Consider the following 24,289-nt stretch of genomic DNA (forward strand, 5'->3'; position numbering starts at 1 on the left):
GGTGAGGGCTTCGAGCTCCTCATCAACAAGGGCGACACCGTGACCCGCGGTCAGGGTGTCGTGCGCTGGAACCCCGTGGCCGTCGAAGCCGCCGGCAAGTCCCCGATCTGTCCCGTGGTGGCCCTCGAGGCCTCCGCCGACTCGCTGGGCGGACTCCGTGAGGACGGCGACGTGAAGACCGGCGACGAACTGTTCAGCTGGCAGTGACCTCACCCCGGTGAGGGGCCGGTCGTACATCCACCGCGGCGGCTGGGACCGCCGCACAATCGGAGACGGGTGAAATGGAGACAACCCTGCGAGGCGTCGGCGTGAGCCACGGTGTGGCGGTCGGCGAGGTTCGGCACATGGGGACGGCGGTGCTGGAGCCGCCTGCCAAGCAGATACCGGCCGAGGACGCGGGGCGCGAACAGGGGCGCGCCCGGAGTGCCGTGGACGCCGTGGCCGCCGATCTCGTCGCGCGCGGCAACCTCGCCGGCGGCGAGGCGCAGCACGTGCTCGAGGCGCAGGCCATGATGGCGCAGGACCCCGAGCTGATGGCGGATGTCGAGCGGCGTATCGCGGTCGGCAGCACGGCCGAGCGGGCCGTCTACGACGCGTTCGCGGCCTACCGGGCGTTGCTCGCGGGTGCCGGCGAGTACCTGGCCGGGCGGGTGGCCGACCTCGACGACGTGCGCAACCGGATCGTGGCGCGACTCCTCGGGGTGCCGATGCCGGGTGTGCCGGACAGCGACGAGCCGTACGTTCTGATCGCGCGGGACCTGGCTCCCGCGGACACGGCGTTGCTCGATCCTGCGCTGGTGCTCGGGTTCGTCACCGAGGAGGGCGGGCCGACGAGCCACAGCGCGATCCTGGCCCGGGCGCTCGGGGTGCCGGCGGTGGTCGCGCTGCCGGGTGCGTGCGAGCTGGCCGAGGGCCGGGTGGTCGCGGTGGACGGCAGCACCGGTGAGGTGTTCGTGGAGCCGAGCGAGGAGCGGCGTGCGCGGCTGGCCGAGGCCGCGGCCGAGCGGAAGGCCGCGCTGGCCGCGTCCACCGGTCCGGGCGCAACGTCGGACGGCCACAGGGTGCCGCTGCTGGCGAACGTCGGCGGCCCCGGGGATGTGCCGGCCGCCGTGGAGGCCGGCGCCGAGGGCGTCGGTCTGTTCCGCACCGAGTTCCTGTTCCTCGACGACAGCAAGCAGGCGCCGTCGGAGGCCAAGCAGGTCGAGGCGTACCGGAAGGTGCTGGAGGCGTTCCCCGAGGGCCGTGTGGTCGTGCGGGTGCTGGACGCCGGGGCGGACAAGCCACTGGACTTCCTGACACCGGCCGACGAGCCGAACCCGGCGCTGGGTGTGCGGGGCCTGCGGGCACTGCTCGATCACCCGGAGGTGCTGCGGACACAGCTGACGGCGCTGTCGAAGGCCGCCGAAGGGCTGCCCGTGTACCTCGAGGTCATGGCACCGATGGTGGCCGACCGCGCGGACGCCAGGGCGTTCGCGGACGCGTGCCGTGAGGCCGGGCTGAACGCGAAGTTCGGTGCGATGGTCGAGATCCCGTCCGCGGCCCTGCGGGCACGGTCGGTGCTGCAGGAGGTCGAGTTCCTCTCGCTGGGCACGAACGACCTGGCGCAGTACACCTTCGCAGCCGACCGCCAGGTGGGTGCGGTGTCCCGGTTGCAGGACCCGTGGCAGCCCGCGCTGCTCGACCTGGTGGCGCTGTCCGCCGAGGCGGCCAGGGCCGAGGGCAAGAGCTGCGGTGTGTGCGGTGAGGCCGCGTCGGATCCGCTGCTCGCGTGTGTGCTGACGGGTCTGGGCGTCACCTCCCTCTCGATGGGTGCGGCGTCGATCCCGTATGTGCGGGCGACGCTGGCGAAGCACACGCTGGCCCAGTGCGAGCGTGCCGCCGCCGCGGCGCGGGCCGCGGACTCCGCCGACGAGGCGCGTCGTGCCGCGCAGGCGGTGCTGTCCGGGGAGTGACCGCGGGCTTGGGTGTGGAGGGGCTTCCCGCCTGAGGGCGGGGAGCCCTTCTTCCGGCCCCGGCTCGCCGGGTGTCCGCGCTCTAGGGGTGTGCGTCGCCCACCTCGAAGCCCGCGCGGTACTCGACGCCCGGTTCCGGGGAGAGCGGTTCTCCGGTGTCAGCGTCCGTGCAGTAGGCGCTGAAGACCTCGGCCTCGGTGAGTGCGACGAGCCGGCCGCCGTGGAGGCGCCAGCCGTGGAGCCGGTCGGGGGCGCCGGGGGCGGACGTCCTGAGGACGACTCCGCCCGGGCTTTCCAGGGCGATGCCGACGGCCAGGACCGTCGTGAACTCGGTGGCCTGCGAGGCGTCGAGGACGGCGGGCGCGCCGGTGGCGCACATGGTGTGGAGGACCGCCAGGAGCTGCTGTCCCTTCTCGGCCGGGACGCTGCAGACGAGGTGGTGTGTGCCGGGTCCGGCGCCGTCGAGCAGATCCGTCAGCAGCCGGGAGGCCCGGTCGAACGCCGAGCGGCCGACGTCGTCCCCGCAGTCGCAGCAGGTGCCGAGGTCGCCGAGCAGGGTGGTCGCGTACTCCCAGGTGGCCTGCCGGGCGGAGCGGGTGACGAGCAGCGGTACGAGCTCGTCGAGCGGCTGGCCGGTGTAGGCGACCGTCGCGCCCGCGGAGGCGAGCTCGGCGGTGTAGCGGCTGCGGCTTGCGGAGGAGTCGGGGTCGAGTCCGGTCTCCTTGCAGTACTCGGCGAACTCCTCCGGGTCGAAGAGGGCGACGGTGGTGTGCCCTCCCTGGGCCGAGAGGGCCTTGAGCAGGCCCTCCGCGTGGCGGAGGTAGTCGGGATGGTCGTCGAAGGCGAAGGTCGGGTACCGGCGCATGGCCGCGAGGTCCTGGTCGCCGACGAGCAGTCCGACGGTGGCGGGGACGTCGCGGCGCAGGGCCCGGTGGCGCGCTCGCCGGGTGTCGCCCGCCCGGGCGCGCCGCCGTGTGGCGTCGTGGCGCCCGGAACGGGAACGGGCCGCGGTGCGGTCCGGGCCGTCCTGCGTGGGGTGGGTGCCGCCCTCGGCGTGGGACGTGGTCCGGGCGGTCGTGTGGTGCTTGCCGTGCTGCATGGGATCCCCCTGGTCGCGTGAGCGCTGTTGCTCAGTGCTCACTCACCGTAATCGTGAGCACTGACAACGGGCGTCGTGGCCGAGGGGACAGGCTCCGGTTCAGCCGCGCTCGGCGCCGCGCTTGCGCGCCAGTTCCTCGTAGAAGCGCAGCAGTTCGAGGTTGTCCACCGAGCCGGGGTTCACCGCCTTCGTCAGGGCGGTCCCCTGCAGCAGGCGCTTGACCGGGACCTCGATGCGCTTGCCGGTGAGGGTGTGCGGTACGCCGGGGACCTCGATGATGTCGTCCGGGACGTGGCGCGGGGACAGCTGCTCGCGGATGGTCCGCTTGATCCGGGAGCGCAGGTCGTCGTCGAGCGCGGCGCCCGGGGCGAGGTGGACGAAGAGCGGCATCCAGTAGCCGCCGTCGGGTTCCTCGAGGCCGATGACGAGGGACTCCTTGATCTCGGGGAGCCGTTCCACCGCCTCGTAGATGTCCGCGGAGCCCATGCGGACGCCCTGGCGGTTCAGGGTGGAGTCGGACCTGCCGTGGATGACGACGGAGCCGTGGTCGGTGATGGTGATCCAGTCGCCGTGCCGCCAGACGCCCGGGAACATCTCGAAGTAGCTCTCCCGGTAGCGGCTGCCGTCGGGGTCGTTCCAGAAGCGGATCGGCATGGACGGCATGGGGTTGGTGACGACGAGCTCGCCGACCTCGCCGACGAGGGGCTTGCCGTGGGGGTCCCAGGACTGCAGGTCGGTGCCGAGGCAGGCGGCCTGGAGCTCGCCGATGTGGACGGGCAGGGTCGGTACGGCGCCCGCGAAGCAGCTGCAGACGTCCGTACCGCCGCTGACGGAGGCGATCCACAGGTCCTCGCGGACCTCGTCGTGGAGCCAGCGGAATCCGTCGGGCGGCAGCGGGGAGCCGGTGGTGGCGACGCACGTGATCCGTGAGAGGTCGTGGTCCCGTGAGGGGTGCACACCGGCCTTGCGGCACGCCATGACGTAGGCGGCGGAGGTGCCGAAGAGGGTCGTCCCGGTGCGTTCGGCGATGGCCCACTGGGCTCCGGTGTCCGGGTGGCCGGGGCTGCCGTCGTACAGCACGACGGTGGTGCCGGTGAGCAGGCCGGAGACGAGGAAGTTCCACATCATCCAGCCGGTGGAGGTGTACCAGAAGAAGCGGTCGCCGGGGCCGAGGTCGCAGTGCAGCCCGAGTTGCTTGAAGTGCTCGAGGAGGATGCCGCCCTGGGACTGGACGATCGCCTTGGGCAGCCCGGTCGTGCCGGAGGAGTAGAGGACCCACAGCGGGTGGTCGAAGGGGACCTGCTCGAAGACGGGCTCGGCGTCGCCGGCGGTGAGGTCGGACCATGCGAGGGCGCCTTCGGGGGCCGGGGTGCCGAGAAGGGGGATGTGGACGACGGCGCGCAGGGTGGGCAGTTCGCGGCGGAGTTCGGCGACGACGTCGGCGCGGTCGTGCTCCTTGCCGCCGTAGCGGTAGCCGTCCACGGTGAACAGGACCACGGGCTCGACCTGCTGGAAGCGGTCGAGGACGCTGCGGGCGCCGAAGTCGGGGGCGCACGAGGTCCAGGTGGCGCCGACGGCGGCGGTGGCGAGGAGGGCGGTCACGGCCTGCGGGACGTTGGGCAGATAGCCGCTGACGCGGTCGCCCGGGCGTACGCCGAGCGCGCGGAGCTCGGCGGCGAGTGATCCGACCTGGCGGCGCAGCTCGGCCCAGCTGACGGGGACAGGGTCATGTGTTTCGTCCACATGGATGAGGGCCGGCTCATGGGCGCGTGCGGGGTCCTCGGCGGTGCGCAGGGCGTGCTCGGCGTAGTTGAGGGTGGCGCCGGGGAACCACCGGGCGCCGGGCATGCCGCGGTCGGCGAGTACGCGCTCGCAAGGCGTGGAGAACCGTACGTCGAACCATTCCGCGACCGCCTGCCAGAAGGTCTCGAGCCGGTCGACCGACCAGCGGTGCAGGGCCGGGTAGCCGCCCTCGGCGGGTGCGCCGTGGCGCTCGGCCGCCCATGCCTGGAAGCGGGTGATCCGGGCCGCTGCGACGCGGTCGGCGTCCGGCTGCCAGAGGGGGGCAGGGTTCGCTGCTGAGGTCATGGGGCGGCTCCCGGGCGGCTGTGCGGCTCTGTGCGTGGTCGGCACGCGGTCGGCACGTGGTCTACGTGTGGGTCCGCGCGGGGCGTGGGTGTGCCTTCGCGCGGCTGACAGGGACGATGCCATGTGATCGTCTTCCGCACCAGGGTTCCCCACCCATGGCGGGGTGGCTGATTGTGTGCTCTCACCACGGGTGATGGGTCCTGGCACCGCGGTGAGGGCTTCCCGCACCGTGGGTGAACGACAGTTGAACGGACCTCGCCCCGGCCTCGGCGGATGGCAGGGTGAGCAGCATGGACGGTCGTGATCTGGTGCGCTCGGTGAGGGTCCTCGGGACGGTGCGGGGGCTGCGCGCGGCGCGCTCGGCGTGGCGTGGGAGGCGCACGGACGCCTGGGGGCTTGCGCCACGGGGGGCGGAGCGGGCGCGGGTGCCGGGCCCGGTGATCGGGGCCGAGCCGTCGCCGGGCGGCGGGATCGTCCGTTTCGCGCGTTCGGAGCTGCGTGTGCGGGTGGCGGCCACGGGTGTCGTCTTCTGGGGCTGGGACGGTGCGGAGCCCGAGCCGTCGTACGCGCTGGACGGCACGCCTCCGCGGCCCGATCCCCGGGCGGAGCTGGAGCCGGACAAGGACGGTGGCTGGCGGATCGTCTCGCAGCGGGTCACGGTGGCGGTGTCGCGGCACGGCGGGGTCGAGATCCGGACACCGGGCGGGGTGGCCCTGCGCAGGGAGCTGCCGCCGCGCTGGTGGGAACCGGCCGGCGGCGGTCCTTCCCGCTGGCTCCAGCGCAGCGAAGTGGCCGCGGACGCCCGGTTCTTCGGTCTCGGGGGCCGTGCTTCGGGGCCCCGGCTGAGGGACGGCACGTACCGGCTGTGGAACACCGATCCGCGGGGGAGCTTCGCACCGGAGGACGACCCGTTGTACATCACCATGCCGGTCCAGCTCGTGGTCGCGGACGCGGGTACGCATCTGGCGTTCCTCGACAACTCCTGGGAGGGACTGGTCACCCTGCGCGAGGGAGAGGAGGGCGCGGGGTCGGGGCACGACCGTCCGGGTACGAGCGAGGTTCGGATGGGCGGCGGGCCGCTGCGCTGCTGGGTGGTCGTGGGCACCCCCGCCCGGGTGCTGCGGAGGTGGACGGGTCTCACGGGCGCTCCGGTCGCGCCGCCGTCGTGGGCGCTGGGCGCGCAGCACGCGCGCTGGGGCTTCGGCAGCGAGCGGGAGGTGCGGCGTGTGGTGGCGGGCTACCGGGAGCGGGGCCTGCCGCTGTCGGCGCTGCACCTGGACATCGACCACCACGACCGCCACCGGGTCTTCACCGTCGACACGGAGCGTTTCCCCGACCTGCCCGGGCTCGCGAAGGACCTCGGGGCGGACGGGGTGCGCCTCGTCTCGATCGTCGATCCCGCGGTCAGGGCGGAGCCCGGCAACGAGGTGTACGACGCGGGCGCGGCGGTCGGCGCGTTCGTCCGGGACGGTCGCGGCCGTGAGGTGCGCGGTGAGGTGTGGCCCGGCGAGTGCGCGTACCCGGACTTCACGGATCCGGAGGTCCGCGCGTGGTGGGGCGGGCTGTACGAGGAGCGGCTGGCGCAGGGCTTCTCCGGCGTGTGGCACGACATGAACGAGCCGGTGTCGTTCACCCCGTTCGGCGACATGACGCTGCCCCGCTCGGCCCGGCACTGTCTGGAGGGCCGGGGCGGCGACCACCGCGAGGCCCACAACGTGTACGGGCTGGCGATGGCGCGGGCGGGCTACGAGGCCCTGCGGAGGCTGCGTCCGGAGGAGCGGCCGTTCCTGTTCTCCCGCTCGGGCTGGGTGGGGATGCAGCGGTACGGCGGGACGTGGTCCGGCGATGTCGCGACGGGCTGGCCGGGGCTCAGGGCGTCGCTGTCGCTGGTGCTGGGGCTCGGGTTGTGCGGGGTGCCGTACTCGGGGCCCGACGTGGGCGGGTTCGACGGGCGTCCGTCGCCGGAGCTGTTCCTGCGCTGGTTCCAGCTGGGGTCGTACCTGCCGCTGTTCCGTACGCACGCGGCGATCGGTGCGGGGCGCAGGGAGCCGTGGGAGTTCGGCGCGCGGGTTCTCGGGCACGCCAGGGCGGCGATGCTCGAACGGGAGCGGCTGCGCCCGTACTTCGAGACCCTGGCGCATCTGGCGCGGCTGACCGGGGCGCCCTACGCGCGGCCGCTGTGGTGGGGTGCGCCGGCCGACCGGGCGCTGCGGGACTGCGAGGACGCGTTCCTGCTGGGTGACGCGTTGCTGGTGGCGCCGGTGCTGGAGCCGGGGGCGGACCGGCGAGCGGTGCGCCTGCCGCGCGGGCTCTGGTACGACACGGTGTCGGGCGCGGCGTACGAGGGGCCGGGCCAGTTCCTCCTGGACGCCCCGCTGTCGCGGATCCCGGTGCTGGCCAGGGCGGGTGCGGTGATTCCGGTGCGTGGTGAGGAGGGCGGGACGGAGCTGGAGGTGTGGGCGCCGGCCCCGGGACGCACCGGCGGCGGTCTGGTCGTCGAGGACCGTGCCGTCCCGGGGGCGCGGTCCGTGGTGGAGCGCTACGCGTCACGGCTGGTGGAGGGCCGGGTGGTCGTGGAGCGGGTGTCCGACGCCGGTGCCGCGCGGCCGCGGCGTCCCGTGCGGGTGCGCGGCTCGGTGGGGGCGGCGCCCCGCCGGACTCAGCCGTAGCGGCCGGCGAACCAGTTCCGTACCGCCGTGGTGTGCAGCGGGAAGGCGAGTTCGGCGGGCTCGTGCAGGACGTGCCAGCCCTCCGTCTCGTCGGTCGGGGCCGACGGCGGGAGCTCGTCCGCGGGGCGCTGCGGGAGCAGGCCGAAGAGCAGGAGGTGGCCGCCGGGTGAGCTGAGGGCGTCGGCGAGGCGCACCTCCTCGTGCGCGGCGTCGATGCCCGTCTCCTCCTTCAGTTCGCGGACGACGGCGTGCCTCCAGTCCTCGGTGTGGTCGATGAACCCGCCGGGCAGGGCGATCCGGCCGCGCTGGGGCTCGATGGTGCGGGTGATGACGACGAGTCCGGTGGGGTGCGGGCCGGTGACGGGGAGGAGGGCGACGGCCACGGGAAGGGGGTTGCGGTAGGCGATGTCACCGCAGCCGGCGCAGGTCCTGGGCCAGCCCGCGGGGCCGCTGTACGGGGCGCCGCAGCTGGAGCAGTGGGAGTCCCGGACGGACGTCCGGGGCGCGGGTGCGGGTCCCGTTCCGGCGGTGCCGGGTCGGGGCGTGGGTTCGCGGGGCTCGGTCACACGCGGACTGTACGCGACGGTGGGCCCCGCGGTCCGCACGATCAGGTCAGGGACCGTCGTGACACCGGGAAGTCGAAGTAGGTGTCGGGGAACGGCTCGGGCTTGTGGGTGAAGTGCCACCACTCCTCGGGCAGGTTGGCGAAGCCTACGGCGGCGAGGGTGGTCGTGAGCAGCTGCCGGTTGGCGCGCTGGGCGCCCTGGACGCGCGGGTCGTCGGTGTGCGAGAGCGTGTCGAAGCAGTCGAACCCGGTACCCATGTCGGCGGAGTTGTCCGGAAAGCGCTCCGACTGCGGGGCGTGGCAGGGGACGAGGGGCTCGCCGGGGACGTAGGGACGGGTCTTTTCGGCCGGCAGGGGGACGACGGTGAGGTCGACGGTGCTGCCGCGGCTGTGGCCGGACTTCCCGGCGATGTAGCCGTCGGCGAAGAGTCTCGACTTGTCGACGTGTGGATAGAACTCCTTCTTCATCCGCTCGTCCGTGAGGTCCTCGGCCCAGCGCACGAAGTGGTCGACGGCCCGCTGAGGCCGGTAGCAGTCGTAGACCTTGAGCGAGTACCCCTTGCGCAGCAGTGTGCGCTGGGCCTTGCGGAGCGCCCGGGCGGCCGGGCGGGTGAGGATGCAGACGGGTTGGCGGTAGCCGTCGATCGGTTCGCCCACGAAGTTGTGCGCCGTGGTGTAGCGCATGTCCTGGAGGATCGTCGGGTCCACGGAGCGCAGGGCGACGAACTCCTCGGGGGCCTTGGGTTCGGAGGCGGCCCCGGCGGCGGGTGGTGCGGCGACGTCGGCGACCAGGGCGGCGCCGGAGACGGCCAGGGCGGCGCCGGAGACGGCCAGGGCGGTCAGGGCGCGCCGTGCTGCGGCGGGTCCTCTCGTGCGCATCATGCGCACCGTCTATCAGGAACGGGTGGCCAGGACCACCCCCGTGGGTTCCGGCCACCCGTTCACTCCTACCGGACGCCGAACTCGCCCGTGTGGTTCTGGTGTTCGGCACATCGGTCGATGGGGTCGATGAGGTGTCCACGACCGGTGCTCCGTGCGGGGTCGTGCCCGTGTCCCGGGCGTGGCACACTGGCCGTGGTTCTGACGAGGCGTCAGTTACCGTCACGGGAAGGCCGGTCCGTCGAAGCCCGAGGGCCGTGCGGACATCCGGGGAGGGACCTTGACGCGTGTGCGCAGACCGGTGGTGCCGGGATGGTTCACCGAGGGTGGCGACGGCCGGGAGTTCCGTCTGCTCGGCACCCGCTGCGGTGCCTGCTCCGCCGTCCACTTCCCACGGGAGGACGCGTACTGCCGCAACCCCGCGTGCGCGGGCGGCGAACTCGCGGAGGTACCGCTGTCGCGGCGTGGACGCGTGTGGTCGTACACGGCCGGCCGCTACCGTCCGCCGGCGCCGTACGTCTCCGGTCCCGGGGCCGAGTGGGAGCCGTACACGGTCGTCGCCGTCGAACTCGAGGCCGAGCGGATGGTGGTGCTCGGCCAGGCCGTTCCGGGGGTGACGGTCGCGGACCTGAGCGTCGGCACGGAGGTCGAAGTGGTGCCCGGGACCCTCTCCGAGGACGCGGAGACGGTCTGGACGACCTGGTACTGGCGGCCGGTGGAGGAGGAGCGGTGAGCGATGTCGCCGTGCTCGGCGCGGGCATGCACCCGTGGGGCAAGTGGGGCCGGAGCTTCGTCGAGTACGGGACCGCCGCCGCCAGGGCCGCGCTCGCCGACGCCGGGATCGGGTGGCAGGACGTCCGGTCGGTCGTCGGGGCCGACACGGTCCGCGGCGGCTACCCCGGCTATGTCGCAGGGGCCACCTTCGCCCAGGCACTGGGCTGGCAGGGAGCGCGCGTCACCAGCGTGTACGCGGCCTGCGCCTCGGGGGCGCAGGCCGTCGACACCGCCCGGGCCCAGATCCTGGCGGGCATGGCCGAGGTCGTGCTGGTCGTCGGTGCCGACTCCGCGCCCAAGGGGTTCTTCGCCCCCGCCGGCGGCGAGCGGCCCGACGACCCGGACTGGCTGCGCTTCCGGCTGCTCGGCGCCACGAACCCGGTGTACTTCGGCCTGTACGCGCGCCGTCGCATGGCCCTCCACGGCGACACCCTGGACGACTTCGCCCAGGTCAAGGTCAAGAACGCAGCGGCCGGGGCGCTGAACCCGAACGCCCGCTACCGGGCCGCGGTGAGCGCCGGACAGGTCGCGTCCTCCCCCGTCGTCGCGGACCCCCTGCGTCTGCTCGACATCTGCGCCACGTCCGACGGCGGCGCCGCGCTGGTGCTGTCGAGCATGGAGTACGCCCGCCGGCACGGCGCCGGCGATCCGGTGCGCATCCGCGCGGTCTCGACGGTGACCCCCACCTACCCCAGGACCCTGCTCGACCTCCCGGACATCGCCACGGACTCGGCGGTCGCCGTCGACCCGCCGGCCCTGGGGTTCCGGGAGTCGATCGCCCGAGCCGCCTACGAGGAGGCCGGGCTCGGGCCGGAGGACCTGTCGCTGGCCGAGGTGTACGACCTGTCCACCGCACTGGAACTGCAGTGGTACGAGGACCTGGGGCTGTGCGGGCCGGGCGAGGGCGCCAAGCTGCTGCGCGAGGGAGCCACGGCCCTGGGCGGCCGGATCCCGGTCAACGCCAGCGGCGGACTCGCCTCGTTCGGGGAGGCCGTCCCCGCCCAGGCCATCGCCCAGGTGTGCGAACTGACCTGGCAGCTCCGCGGGACCGCGGGCGAACGCCAGGTGGCGGGGGCACGCGCCGGGATGACCGCGAACCAGGGGCTGTTCGGTCACGGCTCGGCGGTCGTCGCCGTCCGGTGAACGACTCGCGCCGCGCTCGGCCCGTTCGCGCTCACGGATCGGCACGCCCTCCGAACCGCTCGTGGCGCAGGCGACCTTGACGGGGCGGTAACCCGAGGGAAAACTGCCTCTTCGTCGGCGCCGCTGCCCCCGGCAGCGCGGCGTTCCGGCACGCTCACCACGCTCGTCACGGAGACCGCGCACGGCACGGCCCCGCACTCCGCCCTGCCCTCCGCGCTCCGTAGCCATGGGAACCACACCCAGCCTGGAGCAGCCATGAGCAACGCAGACATCATCCTCGGCGAGGTCATCGGCACGGCGATACTGATCCTCTTCGGCGCGGGGGTCTGCGCCGCGGTCACCCTCAACCACTCCAAGGCCAAGGCGTCCGGCTGGATCGTCATCGCCTTCGGCTGGGGCTTCGGCGTACTGGCGGGCGCGTACACCGCGGCACCGCTGTCCGGCGGTCACCTCAACCCGGCCGTGACCGTCGGCATCGCCGTCGACACCGGCGAGTGGGGCAAGGTGCCGCTGTACATCCTGTCCCAGCTCGTCGGGGCGCTCCTCGGGGCCGTGCTGGCCTGGCTGGCCTACTACGCCCAGTTCCGGGCGAACGCGGACCCCGCCAACGCCCAGCCCACGCTCGGGATCTTCTCGACCGCGCCGGAGATCCGCGGTCCCGCCGCCAACCTCGTCACCGAGACCATCGCCACCGTCGGACTGGTGCTGCCGATCCTGGCCTTCGGGCGGAACGCCGGCATCGGCATCGGCCAGGTGCCGGGCGAGGCCGCGGGGATCTACGGATCCGGGATCTCGGTGCTGCTGGTGTCGCTGCTCGTCGTCGGGATCGGACTGTCACTCGGCGGCCCGACCGGTTACGCCATCAACCCCGCCCGCGACCTGGGCCCCCGGCTGGCGCACTCCCTGCTGCCCATACCCAACAAGGGGACGTCCGACTGGGGTTACGCCTGGGTCCCCGTGGCCGGGCCGCTCATCGGGGGGCTCCTCTCGGGCGTGATCTTCAACATCGTCTTCTGATCCGCCGCACCGCCGTGCTCCGGGAGGAACGCCGGACAGCACGGTTCCCACCGCAGCCTCAGGGCAGCGCCATCCGACAAGAGGACGTCATGACGGACACCTCCCAGAAGTACGTCGCCGCCATCGACCAGGGCACCACGTCCAGCCGCTGCATCATCTTCGACCAGGACGGCGCGATCGTCGCCGTCGACCAGCGGGAGCACCGTCAGATCTTCCCCAAGCCGGGCTGGGTGGAGCACGACGCCACCGAGATCTGGTCCAAGGTGCAGGCCGTGGTCGCCGGAGCACTCGCCAAGGCGGGACTGCGTGCGGCGCAGCTCAGCGCCCTCGGCATCACCAACCAGCGCGAGACCACGGTGCTGTGGGACAGGTCGACCGGCAGGCCCGTGCACAACGCCATCGTCTGGCAGGACACCCGCACCTCGGCGCTCTGCGCCGAACTCGGCGGCGCCGACGGGCAGGACCGGTTCCGCGACACCACCGGCCTCCCGCTCGCCAGCTACTTCTCGGGCCCGAAGGCCGCCTGGCTGCTGGACCATGTGCCGGGGCTGCGCGGGCGGGCCGAACGGGGTGAAATCGCCTTCGGGACCGTCGACTCCTGGCTGATCTGGAATCTGACGGGCGGGACGGAAGGCGGCGTGCACGTCACGGACGTCACCAACGCCTCCCGCACCATGCTGATGAACCTGGAGACCCTCCAGTGGGACGCCTCCGTCCTCGCCGCGATGAACGTGCCGGAGGCGGTCCTGCCGGAGATCCGTTCCTCGGCGGAGGTCTACGGGACCGCCGTGGGCCAGCTGGAGGGCGTACCGGTCGCCTCCGCGCTCGGCGACCAGCAGGCCGCGGTCTTCGGCCAGGCCTGCTACGACACCGGAACGGCGAAGAACACGTACGGGACCGGCAGCTTCCTGCTGCTCAACACCGGCGGCCGGCCGGTGCCCTCCAAGAACGGGCTCATCACGACGCTCGGCTACAAGATCGGCGACGCCGACCCCGTGTACTGCCTCGAGGGCTCCATCGCGATCACGGGCGCCCTCGTGCAGTGGTTCCGCGACCAGCTCGGGATCATCCGCAGCGCGGACGAGATCGAGACCCTGGCCGCGAGCGTCGAGGACAACGGCGGCGCGTACATCGTGCCGGCCTTCTCCGGGCTGTACGCGCCGTACTGGCGCTCCGACGCCCGCGGGGTGATCACCGGTCTCACCCGGTACGTCACCAAGGCGCATCTCGCCCGCGCCGTGCTGGAGGCGACCAGCTGGCAGACGCGTGAGGTGGTGGACGCGATGTACCAGGACTCGGGGGTGCCGATCACCACGCTGAAGGTGGACGGCGGCATGACCGCGAACCGGCTGCTGATGCAGCACCAGGCCGATGTGCTGGGGGTACCGGTGATCCGGCCGAAGGTGTCCGAGACGACGTGTCTGGGCGCGGCGTACGCGGCCGGCCTCGCCACCGGGGTCTGGGGCGGGCTGGACGAGCTGAAGGCGCACTGGCAGCGCGACGTCGAGTGGTCGCCGCGGATGTCCGCGGACGTGCGCGACCGGGAGTACGACAACTGGCGCCGGGCCGTGGAGCGGAGCTTCGGCTGGGAGAGGGAGGACGGCGCATAGCCGTCCGGACCCCGTGGACCACGGCCCGTACCCCTGTCGGCGGGGGTACGGGCCGTGTCGTGAAGGGGCCGGGCCGGGCAGGGACGGATCAGGTCGCCGCGGGCTCCCGCTCCCTGGTGGACCGCACCAGGGCGTGCTCCACCACCGCGACCAGCACCGCCTTGACGGACTCCCGGTCGCGGGCGTCGCACATCATGAGCGGTACCTCGGGGTCGAGGTCGAGGGCCGCCCGCACGGTCTCCTGGGGGTACTCGTCCGCGCCCTCGAAGCAGTTGACACCCACGGTGAACGGGATACCGCGCCGCTCGAAGTAGTCGATCGCGGCGAAGGAGTCCTCCAGACGGCGGGTGTCGGCGAGCACGACCGCGCCGAGCGCACCCTGGGCCAACTCGTCCCAGAGGAACCAGAAGCGGTCCTGACCGGGGGTACCGAAGAGGTAGAGCACGAGGTCCTCGCGCAGCGTGATGCGGCCGAAGTCCATGGCGACGGTCGTGGTGTTCTTGGACTCCACCCCGTCGAGGTCGTCCACGGGCCGGCCGGCCTCGCTGAGCGTCTCCTCGGTACGGAGCGGCTTGATCTCGCTGACCGCGCCCACGAGGGTCGTCTTGCCGACCCCGAAGCCGCCGGCCACAAGGATCTTCAGTGTCACCGGCTCCACCGGCGTCTCCCGTCGGCTAGAGCGCCCGAAGACCATTGATCACCTCGCGGAGAATGCTGACGTCCGGCAGCTCGGCCGGCGGAACGGGACGGGTCACGTGGACCAGCGCGTCGTCGACGAGGTCGCCCACGAGGACCCGGATCACCCCGACGGGGAGGTCCAGGCCCGTGGCGAGCTCGGCTATCGACTGAGGGGTGGTGCTGCAGCGTTCGACGATCTCCACGTGCTCCGGGGAGAGCGTCTGGTCCCGGCCGGGATCGTGGGCGGCCGGTTCGGGCACGACGAGCGCGATCAGGTCGAGCCGGTGCTCCGTGGTACTCGTGGTCCGGCCACGGGTCATCGCGTACGGACGGACCACCGGCCCGGCCTCGTCGTCGTACCACCGGGGGGCTTGCCGGACCTGCTGTCTGCCGTCAGTCATGGCCGGTCCACTCACCCTCCGGCGGAGAGCCCGGACCGGGGTGCCGTCGCGAGGTGGGCGCCGACGCGCTTGACCATGAGCGTCATCTCGTAGGCCACCAGACCGACGTCCGAGTCGGCGTCGGACAGGACGGCGAGGCAGCTGCCGTCGCCCGCGGCGGTGACGAAGAGGAAGGCGTCCTCGAGCTCGACGACGGTCTGGCGCACCCGGCCGGCGTCGAAGTGGCGGCCCACGCCCTTGGCGAGGCTGTGGAACCCGGAGGCCACGGCTGCGAGGTGCTCCCCGTCCTCACGGGTGAGGTCCTTGGAGGCACCGGTGGCGAGGCCGTCGCCGGAGAGGACGAGGGCCTTGCGGATGGAACCGACCCGTTCGACCAGTTCGTCGAGGAGCCAGTTGAGCTCGCCGTTCCTGGTCGTGTCGGGTGCTGCGGCGTTCGGTGCGGTCATCGACCGTCCCCCTCCGGTGTCGTTCCTGGTGCTGTCTCGCCGTGGCCGGTGGCATCCTCGGCGTTCTGGCGTCGTCCGCGCTGCCAGCCGCGTTGCAGCGAGGCCATGCGGTCGCGTACTTGTTCCGCGTCGCGTTCGAAGTCCTGGGCGTCCTCCGCCTCGGTGCGCGTGGCGGCGGCACGGGTGCCGGAGGTCTCGCGCAGCTGCGGGGCGAGGCTGGCCTGGCGGACCCGGCGAGGCAGTCCCCCGACCGTGGGGCCCGAGGAACCGCGCGCCGGGCGGATGGCGCTCGCTCCGCCGCCGGAGCCGTCCGCCGGCCCGCCCGCCCGCGGGGACGCGTCGCCGGACCGCCCGGACTCGCCGGTGCCGCGGGACGGCCTGCTGCGCAGCGGGAGCGGGACCGGAGCGGTGGGCGGACCCGCCGCCGGGGCGGCGTGGGCGGAGTCCGGGCGCGGGCCCGGGGCTTCCGGTTCGTCCCTGCCGGGGCCGGGCAGCGGGTGCGAGCGGCCCCGCTCGTCGATCCGGCGTCCGTTGTCCGCGACCAGGGTCGGCGGCTTGCGGCGCGGCAGGGGCACGGGGCCCCTGGACGCCCGGCGAGGGCCGTTCCTCGGGCGCTCCGGCGCCTGGTCGGAGGTCTGCTGGTGCTGCTCGTCGGGCGCGCGCAGGAAGTCCCGGGCCCGGAACAGTCCGCCCCGCTCGCTCTCGGTGTCCTCGATGTCGGCCGTGGTGTCGGGCACGGCGTTGATCGGCTCGGCCGTGTCGATGCGGTCGGCCCGGCCGCCCAGCGCCGGCCGGTCCTCGAATCCCAGGCTGTCGACGGGCGCCTCGAGTTCGACGGGTCCGTCGAGCACCGCGGGGCCCGTGAGGCCCGCGGGAACCTGCGAGAGGGCGGCGAGGCGGCCGGCCTCGGCGCGACGGCCGGAACTCTCGCGTGCGCCCAGGGTGTTCTTGCGGTCGAGGCGGAACCCGGTGCCCTCGGTGTCGGGGGCGTCGGTGAGCAGCGCGGCCGGGACGAACACGATCGCCGTGGTCCCTCCGTACGGGGACTGCTGCAGGGAGACGCGCACGTTCTGCCGCTGGGCCAGCCGGCTGACGACGAACAGGCCGAGCCTGTCGGTGTCCGAGAGCTCGAACTCGGGTGTCTCCGCCAGCCGGAGGTTGGCGTCGAGCAGCGCCTCGGGGGTCATGCCGAGGCCCCGGTCGTGGATCTCCAGGGTGAAGCCGTTGGCGACACGCTCGCCGTGCACCTGCACCCCGGTGTGCGGGGGTGAGAACACCGTGGCGTTCTCCAGCAGTTCGGCGATGAGGTGGGTGAGGTCGGAGACCGCGGGACCGGCCACGCCGACGCGCGCCAGCCGCCGGACCTCGATCCGCTCGTAGTCCTCGACCTCGGCGACGGCGGCCCGCACGACGTCCATGAGCTGGATCGGCTTGCGCCACTGACGGGAGGGGGCCGCGCCGGAGAGGATCACCAGGCCCTCCGCGTGCCGGCGCATACGGGTGGTGAGGTGGTCCAGCCGGAACAGGTCCGCCAGTTCCTCGGTGTCCTCCGTGCGGCGTTCCATCGTGTCGAGGAGGGTGAGCTGGCGGTGGAGCAGGACCTGGTTGCGGCGGGCGAGGTTCACGAAGACCTCGGAGACTCCGCGGCGCATGTCGGCCTGCTTGACCGCGGCCTCGACGGCGGCCCGCTGGAGGGTGCTGAGCGCCTGGCCGACCTGACCGATCTCGTCCTTGTCGTACTCGAGGTGGGGTGCCTCGGTCTCCACGTCCACGCTCTCCCCCGCGGCGAGCCGGCGCATCACGCTGGGAAGGCGGACGCCGGAGACCTCGTGGGCCTCCTTGCGCAGCCGGGACAGCGCACGCGCGAGGTCGCGGCCGATCCGCACGGAGACGACGAGGGAGACCAGCAGGGCCAGGAATCCCAGGACGCCGGCGATGCCCGCCTTGACGAGGACTCCGTACGCCGCGGGCTCCACGCGGTCCTGGTAGCGGTCGCCCGCCTCGCTGGACTGGCGGGCCAGGTCGTCCAGGACGGGCCCGGCCAGCTGCTGCCACCGCTCGGCGTCCACGACGCGCGGCTTGCCGGTGGGGCCCGCGGCGAGCAGCTTCTCCTCGGTCTCGCGCAGGGGCTGGGTGTCGGGGCTGCCCCAGTACTGCTCGACGATCTCGCGCTCGGAGGCCGGCAGGACCTCGAGACTGATCTCGTACATGAGCTTGCGGTTGGCGACGAGATCGGTGACGGCGCGGATCTCCTCGGCCGTGACCTTGCCCGCGACCAGCGACGAGGTGACGAGCGCGTCCTCGCGGGAGAGCAGTTCCCGGGCTCGCACGACACCGACGAGGGCGCGGCCCTGCTTCTCCAGTTCGACGCTCTCCAGGCCGTTGAGGGAGGTGAGGAAGCCGTAGCAGGGGTCGACGAGACGGTTGTAGAACTCCAGCGCCTGGGCGCGGGTGATGGCGCTCTGCTCGACGTTCCGACGCAGGGAGCCGAGTCCGTCGAGCGCGTCGACGAGCCGGTCGAGGCGCCGGGAGGCGTCCGGGCTGAGGGAGTTCCGGACCCCGGAGTCCTGGGCGCTGGCACGTATTTCGGCCACCGCCCGGTCGGTCTGCGACCGCTGGCCGCGCAGGGCGATCAGGGAGTCGGCCGCACGGGGGTCGGCGAGGTAGACGAGGGTCTGGCGGCGCTCCTTCTGGATGACGCGGACCGTGTCCTCGAGGGGAAGGCCGACCTTCTCGAAGATGTACCCGGCGTCCAGCAGTTGCTTTGCCTCACGGCCGGTCAGTGCGGTCGCGAACCCCCACAGCGCGGTCAGGGAGACGAGCGGCACAAGCAGCAACGCCACGATCTTCCGGCGGATGGACTTCCCGCGAAAGCGCATGGCCTCCCCCAGCTCGACCCGCGCGGACGGCGCGGGTGGTGATGTCCGCTTGGCGTGTGGTGCCGTTGTCTGTCGTGAGTGGTGCCGAGTTGTGCCAGGTCTTGACTTCCTGCGTCAACAAACGGCGCGAGCCTACTACTGACGGAGTGACAACTCGAAGGCTCGTCCGGACGTTTTTCGGCCGGGCGTCGAGTCGTTGATCATGGGTTGTCCTGGTATTCGCGGACTTGGCACTCGGAACTGTGGCCGATGACACCTGGCCGGACGTCACAAACCCTTCATGGACGTATGGCTGGAAAACTTCGCTCCCCAGGGAATCTTCCGTGACAGTCGTGCGTCTCTGTGTACGGGGAACGGGAGTTGCGGGGGAATCGGCCTACGGGCGCGCCGGCGTGCACGGACCGGAAGCGGGTAGCCAACCCTGCAGTCGGACATTCGTGGGGAGTGAGCGCAGACCATGGCGACGGCGGACGAGACGGCAGTACCGCGGCGACTCTGGATCGAGGAGCCGGTGGGTCGACGACGGCTGCCCGATCCGGTGCGCACGGCGGCCGTGCGTGCCGTGATCGTGACGGCGGTGACGATGACCCAGGCGTTGATGGCCTTCTTCTTCTCGGTGACGGGATCGTGGCTGGCGTTTCCCATGGTCCTGAGCAGCGTGGCGAGCACGGTCGCCGCGACCTGGGCGGTCCTGGACGTGTGGGTGACGCGCCAGGTGTGGAACCAGCGGAACGGCGTGGTCTCGGTCCCGAGCAGCACGGCGCGTCAACTGCGACGGGAGCGTCGACGGGCGCGGAGGACGGCCCGGACGGAGGCGCGCGAGTCCGCGCGGATACGACGGAGGGGCACGGGGCGGCTGTCCCAGGCCTGACGCGGGCCCGGTCCGGGGCGTGTCCGGTTGCCCGGGGAAGCCGGGCCCGGGGTGGTACCGGGTCGGGAGCCCGGGCTGAGGACCCGGCCCTGGGGCACCGGACTCGGGGCGGGCCCGGACGTCGGGCGGTTACCCGGCCCCGGGGCCAGGCTTGAGGCCAGAGGCGGCCGCGGAGTGTCGGGGCCCCCGCTACTCCTCGCGGCCGGTGGGCGTTTCGGAGGTGCCGGGCCGCGTCCCGGCGTCCACGGGGGCGCCTTCGGCACGGGGGCTCCACGACGGTGACGGAGCCGCGGCGCCCGTCCCGGCCTCCGTGCCGTCCTGACCCCCGGTCGCCTTCCCGGTCCCGCCGTACGGCTCCGTCGCCGTACCGGCGCCGCCCTCGACCTGCGCGGGTGTGGGCGCGGGCGCCGGCGCCGGGTCGTCCTTGGCCCGCTTGAACATCCGGGTCGCCGTGATCTCCCCGTGCACCGTCTCGCCCTCGGTGCGCTGCTGGGGCAGGCCGGGGCGCAGATGCTCCTCGACGCTGATGTACTTCAGGCCCGCCCGCAGGTCCGCGTCGTTGCGCAGCCTGATGACCAGCGGGAACTCCGCGAGCGCCGTGGTGTCGAACAGGCCCGTGGTGTACAGCAGCTGGACGCCGAGGGCTTTCGACACGGCGCGCTGCAGCTCCAGCAGATAGGTGGCGTTGGCGCGGCCGATCGGGTTGTCCAGGAACAGCGTGCCCGCGTGCCGGTGCTTGTCGCGGCCCCGGTCGTTGCTGCGGAGCGCGGCCATGGTGCAGTACAGCGCGATCGCCGCGGTGAGCAGCTGGCCGCCGGAGAAGACGTCTCCCATCTGCCCGACGGGCACGCGCTCGGCGCGGAGCACCGCGTCCGGCTTGAGGATCTCGACGGCGACGCCCTTCGGTTCGAGGGCGGCCTGGACACCGCGCAGCAGCAGGGACATGCCGTCCCGGCGGAGGTCGGAGTTCTTCCTCACCGCGGCACGCGTGGCCTCGTCGATGACCTCACCGAGCCGCTCGGTGAGGGTCGCCTGGTCGGGCTCCTCGAAGCGGATGCGCAGGAACTCCTGTCCCGACCACTCCCCCAGGCCCTCGGGAAGCCGGGAGAGCCGCTGGGCCGAGCGGAGCGTGGCGAGGGCGGACTCCACCAGTCCGCGGAGGCGGTCGACGATGGAGTCCCGGTTGCGCTCCAACTGGGCCAGTTCGTCGGTGAGGACGCGCAGCCGCGGCGCGAACGCCTCGGCCCAGCGCGCCGCGTGTTCCGGCAGGGCGGACGCCGGCAGCTCACGGATCTGCAGGCGCGCCGGTGTGCGCACCGCCTCGTACCGGGTGGAGTTGGCGTGGCGCACGAGCACGTCGCTCGCCTCGCGCACGGCCGACTCTGCGGCGGACAGATCGGCCGCGCAGCCGCGCAGGGAGCGGCGGGCCTCGGCCGCCGAGTGCCGGGCCTCCTCGAGATTGCCGGGGTACGGCCCGGGCTCCTCCTGGTCCTCCTCGGTGTGGTCCCTGAGCAGGTCGCGCAGGAGGGCCGCCGTCTCGTCGAAGCCGCTCGCCGCGTCCTCGGCGGTGCGGTGTGCGCGCAGCAGTTCGGCGTGCCTGGCCCGGGCGGTCTCCAGCGCCTCGGTACGGGCGGCCAGATCGCCGGTGGCCGTACGCAGCAGCGCCTGTGCGTGCTGGGCGTCCGAGGGCTCCAGTTCCTCGGGCAGGCCGGTGTGCGCGTCGCCGTCCACTGGCGCGAGGCGCTCGGCCTCGCCGCGCAGCCGGCCGAGCTTCTCGCTGGCCTCGGAGGCGCGGGTCTCCAGCATCTGCACGTGTGACTCGGCGCGGGCCGCGGCGGCCTGGCGGGAGGGTCCGTCCGCCCCGTCCGTGCCCTCCAGCAACTGGGCGGCGCGGGTGCGGACCTTGTTGCTGAGCCGGTCGAGCTCGGCGAGCGCGGCGCTCTCGTCGCTCTCGGCACGGGCCTGTTCGGCGCGGAGGTCGGCGCCGACGCCGACCTTCTCGTACAGCTGGGACGCGGCGCGGTACGCCTCGCGCAGGGCCGGCAGCGAGGGGCGCGGGGTGCCGGGACCCTCGTCGGGCTCGGGCAGTTGCTCGGGTGCGCCGGCGATCTCGGCGCGCTCGGCGCGGAGGGCGCGTGCGGTGCGCCGTGCGTCGTCCGCCGCGCGCTGGGCGGCCCGGCGGTCCTGGTCCGCGGCTCTCGCCCGTTCCAGGCAGGCGGCGGCGCGGGCGTCGGACTCGGCCGCGTCGTCGGCGAGTTCACGCAGTTTGGCCTGCCAGCCCGCGCGCTCACGGAGCCGGAAGGCGAGTCCGGCGAGCGCGTCCGCGGCACGGCGGGCCCGCTGGGCCGCGTCCTGCCGCTCGTCGCGCACCCGGCCGGCGTCGGCGGCGGCCTCCTCCGCCTCGGCCCGGGCGGTACGGGCCTCGGCGAGTACCTCCTCGGCGGCCTCGGCCGCCTCCCGCGCCGTACGCGCGGCCAGGGCGAGTTCGGCGAGCATGCCGGGCGGGCAGTCCGCGCGCCACGAGCCGATGCGGGCGGCGAGGGAGCGGTCGCCCGCCAGCCGGGCCGCGAGGGTCCTGATCTCCTCGTCCCGGGCGGCGGCCCGGGCCCGCAGCCCTTGGCGCTCCTCGTCCGCGGCGTGCTCGTCGTGCATGGCCGGGTTCGGCGGCACGAGGAACACGTCCGCGTCAGTCCCGCCCGCCGGACCGGGTACGGGGGCGAGCAGTGCGGCCGCGGTGCCGACGGCGACGGCGGAACGCGGCAGCAGGGCGGCCCCGGTGAGCACCTCGCGGGCACGGGCGTACGACACCGGGTCGGTGATCACGACGCCGTCGACCAGCTCCGGCCGGGCGGCGAGCACGGCGGCGTGGTCGGCCGGAGCGACGGCCTGGGCGAGGTAGCGCCAGCCGGGCAGTGCGGGAATGCCGTGCTCACCGAGGAATTCGACGGTCGCGAGAACGTCCGGACCGGGGGGCAGCAGTCCGCCGTCACCGAGCGCACCGAGGATGCGGGCGTCGTCCGCGGCCGCGGTCCTCAGGTCGAACAGCTGGCGTTCGGCGGCCGCGACGCCCTGGTCGAGGAGCTCACGCAGTTCGTCGGCGCAACGGTCGAACTCCTCGGCGGTGAGCGGGCCTTCGGTGTCGTGCTCGCGTGCGAACGGGCCCCGGTGGTCCGGGGCCGCGGTCCCCGCCGGCGTGGTCCCGGCGCGTCCGTCGCCCGAGCCGGTCGCCTGGGCCGGGAACGTCCGCGTGTCCGTCGCGGCCGTGCCGGCCGGTCCCTCGGACGGCTCGCGCCGGGGTCCGGGAACCTCCGCCGAGCCGGTGGACGCCGGCAGGCTGAGCAGGTCGCCGAGGCGCTCCGACTCGGCGATGGAGGCCGCGGCGAGGCGTTCGGCCTCGTGGGCGTGTGCCGCGGCCTGGGCGGCGTCGGCGGCACGGGCCGCGGCCAGTTCGGCCCGGGCCTCGGCGGCCGCGGTCTCACGGGCGCGCTCCGCGGCCGTGCGGGCGGCCTCGCGGGCCGCGTCCCAGGCGGCGACCGCGGACTTCTCCGCGTCGCTGGCCGCCAGGGCTGCCCGGGCCGGGTCGGCGTCGGGGGCACTGTCGTCGAGCCAGCCGGCGCGGACGGCCTCCGCGGTCTCCTGCTCGACCTCGGCGAGGCGCTGGCGCAGATGGCCCGCCTCGCTGCGGGCCCGCTGGGCGTCGGTCGCGGCGGCGGTGGCGTCGCGGTGGGCGGCCTCGCCGGCCTCCTGGAGGCCCGCGGAGCGCTCCTCCTCCTCGTTGGCCAGGCGCTCGCCCTCCTCGGCGGCGGAGTGGAGCGCGCGCACGAGATCGGCCGCGGCCCTGGCACGGGCCGCGAGCGCCGGCGCGGCGTCCCGCTCGGCCTCGCGGATGGCGGCGGCCACCCTCGAGGAACGGTCCGAGGCCGCGCGGTGGCGGAGCACCGCCTCGGCGGCCTGCCAGGCGGCGTGGAGGGTGCGGGCGTCGGTCAGTTCGCGCCGCTGGGCCGCGGCCGCCTTCTCCGCCGCCGTGAGCGCCAGGGAGGCGTGCCGGTAGGCCAGTTCGGCGGCGATCAGGGAGCTGTGGCTGCGGGCCCGCTCCGCCTCGGTGACGGTGTGCGCGGCCGCGGTCACCTGCTGGGCGAGTGCGGCGGTGCGGGCGCGCTCCTCGCCGGCCCTGGCGGAGAGCCTGCGCGCGAGCGTACGGGTGCGGCGCTCGGCTCCGAGGTGGACGTCACGGGCCCGGGCCCGGGTGTCGGCGGCCTCCACGATACGGCCGAGGAGATCGACGGAGCCGGCGGTGAAGTCGCGTTCGGCGATCAGCTCGGCGCGCCGGCCCAGCTTGTTGCCGAAGCCGCTGACCAGGTCGGCGAGCCCGTCGGTGTCACGGGTGTCGGTGACGGCGCGCAGCAGCAGGTCCGTGAAGTCGGAGTCCTTCTTGACCGCGAACAGGCCGGCGGCCTCTCCCTCGTCCGCGTTCATCTCCCGCTGGTAGCGGAAGAGTTCGGGGTCGAGGCCGAGGTCGCCGAGGTGCTCGTTCCAGCGGTCGTGGATCTCCTCCCAGTACACCTCCAGGTGCGGATACGCCTTGCCGGCCTCGGTGATGGCGTCGCGGAACCCCTTCATGGTGCGACGACGGCCCCGTGCTCCGGAGGCGCCCTCGACGGGCGGGCGGACGGCGCTGGACTCGGCGACGGGCAGCGAGTCCAGGCTGAGGCCGGGGCCGGGCCGGAAGGAGTACCAGGCCTCGGCGAACTTCCGCGGGTCGTTGGAGACCTGACGGCCGCGCCATTCGCTGGCCTTGCCGACGACGACCAGTTCACCGGTGAGGGTGTGCTGCCACTCGAGGGCGACATGCCCGCAGTCGTCGGCGAGCAGGAACTTGCGCAGCACCCCGGAGCTGGCGCCGCCGAGGGTGTTCCGGTGGCCGGGCAGCATCACCGAGAAGATCAGCTTGAGGAGGACGGACTTGCCGCCGCCGTTCTCCAGGAAGAGCACGCCCGCGGGGGCCGGACGGCGTGGCGGGCCGACCGGCTCCTCCTCGAAGAACTCGGCCTGGGTCGGGGCCGGGTCGGGCACGGGCGCGCCGACTCCGCGCAGGTCCAGCACGGTGTCGGCATAGCGCGCACCGGCGGGCCCGATGGAGTAGAGGCGTACCCGGGACAGCTCGTACATGGCGGCGGACTCTCGTCGTTCTCAGCGGTGTTGAGGCGGGGTGGGCGGC

Annotated in this window: 17 protein-coding genes (1 of these 17 cut by a window edge); 8 read left to right on the forward strand and 9 right to left on the reverse strand. The window is 73.7% G+C overall.

Annotation, left to right across the window (positions count from 1 at the left end):
- Together QRN89_RS04995 and ptsP are read left to right on the forward strand one after the other, a co-directional pair.
- A protein-coding gene (locus QRN89_RS04995) for a PTS sugar transporter subunit IIA (RefSeq protein WP_290348135.1) crosses the window boundary here: on the forward strand, positions 1-207 show its end. It extends 243 nt beyond the left edge of the window; the window shows 207 of its 450 coding nt (coding positions 244-450); its start codon lies off the left edge, out of view; the stop codon is at positions 205-207.
- A 74-nt stretch (positions 208-281) separates the two neighbouring features.
- Entirely contained in the window at positions 282-1,952 is a 1,671-nt protein-coding gene (ptsP, locus tag QRN89_RS05000) for a phosphoenolpyruvate--protein phosphotransferase (RefSeq protein ID WP_290348136.1), read from the forward strand.
- Between the two features lie 82 nt (positions 1,953-2,034).
- Here ptsP and QRN89_RS05005 read toward each other — a convergent pair whose 3' ends face one another.
- Entirely contained in the window at positions 2,035-3,051 is a 1,017-nt protein-coding gene (locus QRN89_RS05005) for a DUF8829 domain-containing protein (RefSeq protein WP_290353570.1), read from the reverse strand.
- A 99-nt stretch (positions 3,052-3,150) separates the two neighbouring features.
- A complete protein-coding gene (locus QRN89_RS05010) occupies positions 3,151-5,139 on the reverse strand; it encodes an acetoacetate--CoA ligase (protein ID WP_290348137.1) in 1,989 nt (662 codons plus the stop codon).
- Positions 5,140-5,429: 290 nt separating this feature from the next.
- Here QRN89_RS05010 and QRN89_RS05015 point away from each other — a divergent pair, with 290 nt between their 5' ends.
- Entirely contained in the window at positions 5,430-7,808 is a 2,379-nt protein-coding gene (locus QRN89_RS05015) for a glycoside hydrolase family 31 protein (RefSeq protein ID WP_290348138.1), read from the forward strand.
- On the opposite strand, the gene QRN89_RS05020 is transcribed toward QRN89_RS05015, so the two are convergent.
- Both QRN89_RS05020 and QRN89_RS05025 read right to left on the reverse strand, forming a co-directional pair.
- Positions 7,799-8,374, reverse strand: coding sequence for an NUDIX domain-containing protein (locus QRN89_RS05020; protein ID WP_290348139.1), 576 nt, complete (start codon positions 8,372-8,374; stop codon positions 7,799-7,801). The two genes, QRN89_RS05015 and QRN89_RS05020, sit on opposite strands and share 10 nt — an antisense overlap.
- A gap of 41 nt (positions 8,375-8,415) precedes the next feature.
- Complete coding sequence (locus QRN89_RS05025; protein WP_290348140.1) at positions 8,416-9,255, reverse strand: M15 family metallopeptidase; 840 nt, start codon at positions 9,253-9,255, stop codon at positions 8,416-8,418.
- A 298-nt stretch (positions 9,256-9,553) separates the two neighbouring features.
- On the opposite strand from QRN89_RS05025, the gene QRN89_RS05030 reads away from it, so the two are divergent.
- The 4 genes from QRN89_RS05030 to glpK all read left to right on the forward strand — a co-directional run bounded on the left by QRN89_RS05030 (position 9,554) and on the right by glpK (position 13,796).
- Positions 9,554-9,985, forward strand: a complete 432-nt coding sequence (locus QRN89_RS05030; protein ID WP_290353571.1) for a Zn-ribbon domain-containing OB-fold protein — start codon at positions 9,554-9,556, stop codon at positions 9,983-9,985.
- A complete protein-coding gene (locus tag QRN89_RS05035; protein WP_290348141.1) occupies positions 9,982-11,169 on the forward strand; it encodes a lipid-transfer protein in 1,188 nt (395 codons plus the stop codon). Before QRN89_RS05030 ends, QRN89_RS05035 begins: the two co-directional genes overlap by 4 nt.
- 255 nt (positions 11,170-11,424) lie before the next feature.
- Positions 11,425-12,186, forward strand: coding sequence for an MIP/aquaporin family protein (locus QRN89_RS05040; protein ID WP_290348142.1), 762 nt, complete (start codon positions 11,425-11,427; stop codon positions 12,184-12,186).
- An 89-nt stretch (positions 12,187-12,275) separates the two neighbouring features.
- On the forward strand, positions 12,276-13,796 hold the full coding sequence (gene glpK / locus QRN89_RS05045) for a glycerol kinase GlpK (RefSeq protein ID WP_290348143.1): 1,521 nt from the start codon (positions 12,276-12,278) through the stop codon (positions 13,794-13,796).
- An 88-nt stretch (positions 13,797-13,884) separates the two neighbouring features.
- On the opposite strand, the gene QRN89_RS05050 is transcribed toward glpK, so the two are convergent.
- The 4 genes from QRN89_RS05050 to QRN89_RS05065 are packed head-to-tail and all read right to left on the reverse strand — an operon-like array spanning position 13,885 to position 18,200.
- Positions 13,885-14,490, reverse strand: coding sequence for a GTP-binding protein (locus QRN89_RS05050; protein WP_290348144.1), 606 nt, complete (start codon positions 14,488-14,490; stop codon positions 13,885-13,887).
- Entirely contained in the window at positions 14,471-14,875 is a 405-nt protein-coding gene (locus QRN89_RS05055) for a DUF742 domain-containing protein (RefSeq protein ID WP_290348145.1), read from the reverse strand. Before QRN89_RS05055 ends, QRN89_RS05050 begins: the two co-directional genes overlap by 20 nt.
- A gap of 11 nt (positions 14,876-14,886) precedes the next feature.
- Complete coding sequence (locus tag QRN89_RS05060) at positions 14,887-15,321, reverse strand: roadblock/LC7 domain-containing protein (RefSeq protein ID WP_290348146.1); 435 nt, start codon at positions 15,319-15,321, stop codon at positions 14,887-14,889.
- Positions 15,318-18,200 carry a nitrate- and nitrite sensing domain-containing protein gene (locus QRN89_RS05065; RefSeq protein ID WP_290348147.1) on the reverse strand — a complete coding sequence of 961 codons (2,883 nt, stop codon included), beginning with the start codon at positions 18,198-18,200 and terminating at the stop codon, positions 15,318-15,320. The genes QRN89_RS05060 and QRN89_RS05065 overlap by 4 nt, the downstream gene beginning before the upstream one ends.
- Positions 18,201-18,657: 457 nt before the next feature.
- Between QRN89_RS05065 and QRN89_RS05070 the strand changes: the two genes are divergently transcribed.
- Positions 18,658-19,071 (forward strand): hypothetical protein, encoded by a 414-nt coding sequence (locus QRN89_RS05070; protein WP_290348148.1) that lies wholly within the window; start codon positions 18,658-18,660, stop codon positions 19,069-19,071.
- A gap of 189 nt (positions 19,072-19,260) precedes the next feature.
- Here the strand turns inward: QRN89_RS05070 and QRN89_RS05075 are convergent, their stop codons facing one another.
- Positions 19,261-24,240 (reverse strand): hypothetical protein, encoded by a 4,980-nt coding sequence (locus QRN89_RS05075; RefSeq protein ID WP_290348149.1) that lies wholly within the window; start codon positions 24,238-24,240, stop codon positions 19,261-19,263.
- Positions 24,241-24,289: the final 49 nt, after the last annotated feature.

The organism is Streptomyces sp. HUAS CB01 (assembly GCF_030406905.1).
GTDB classification, from domain to species: Bacteria; Actinomycetota; Actinomycetes; order Streptomycetales; family Streptomycetaceae; genus Streptomyces; species Streptomyces chengbuensis.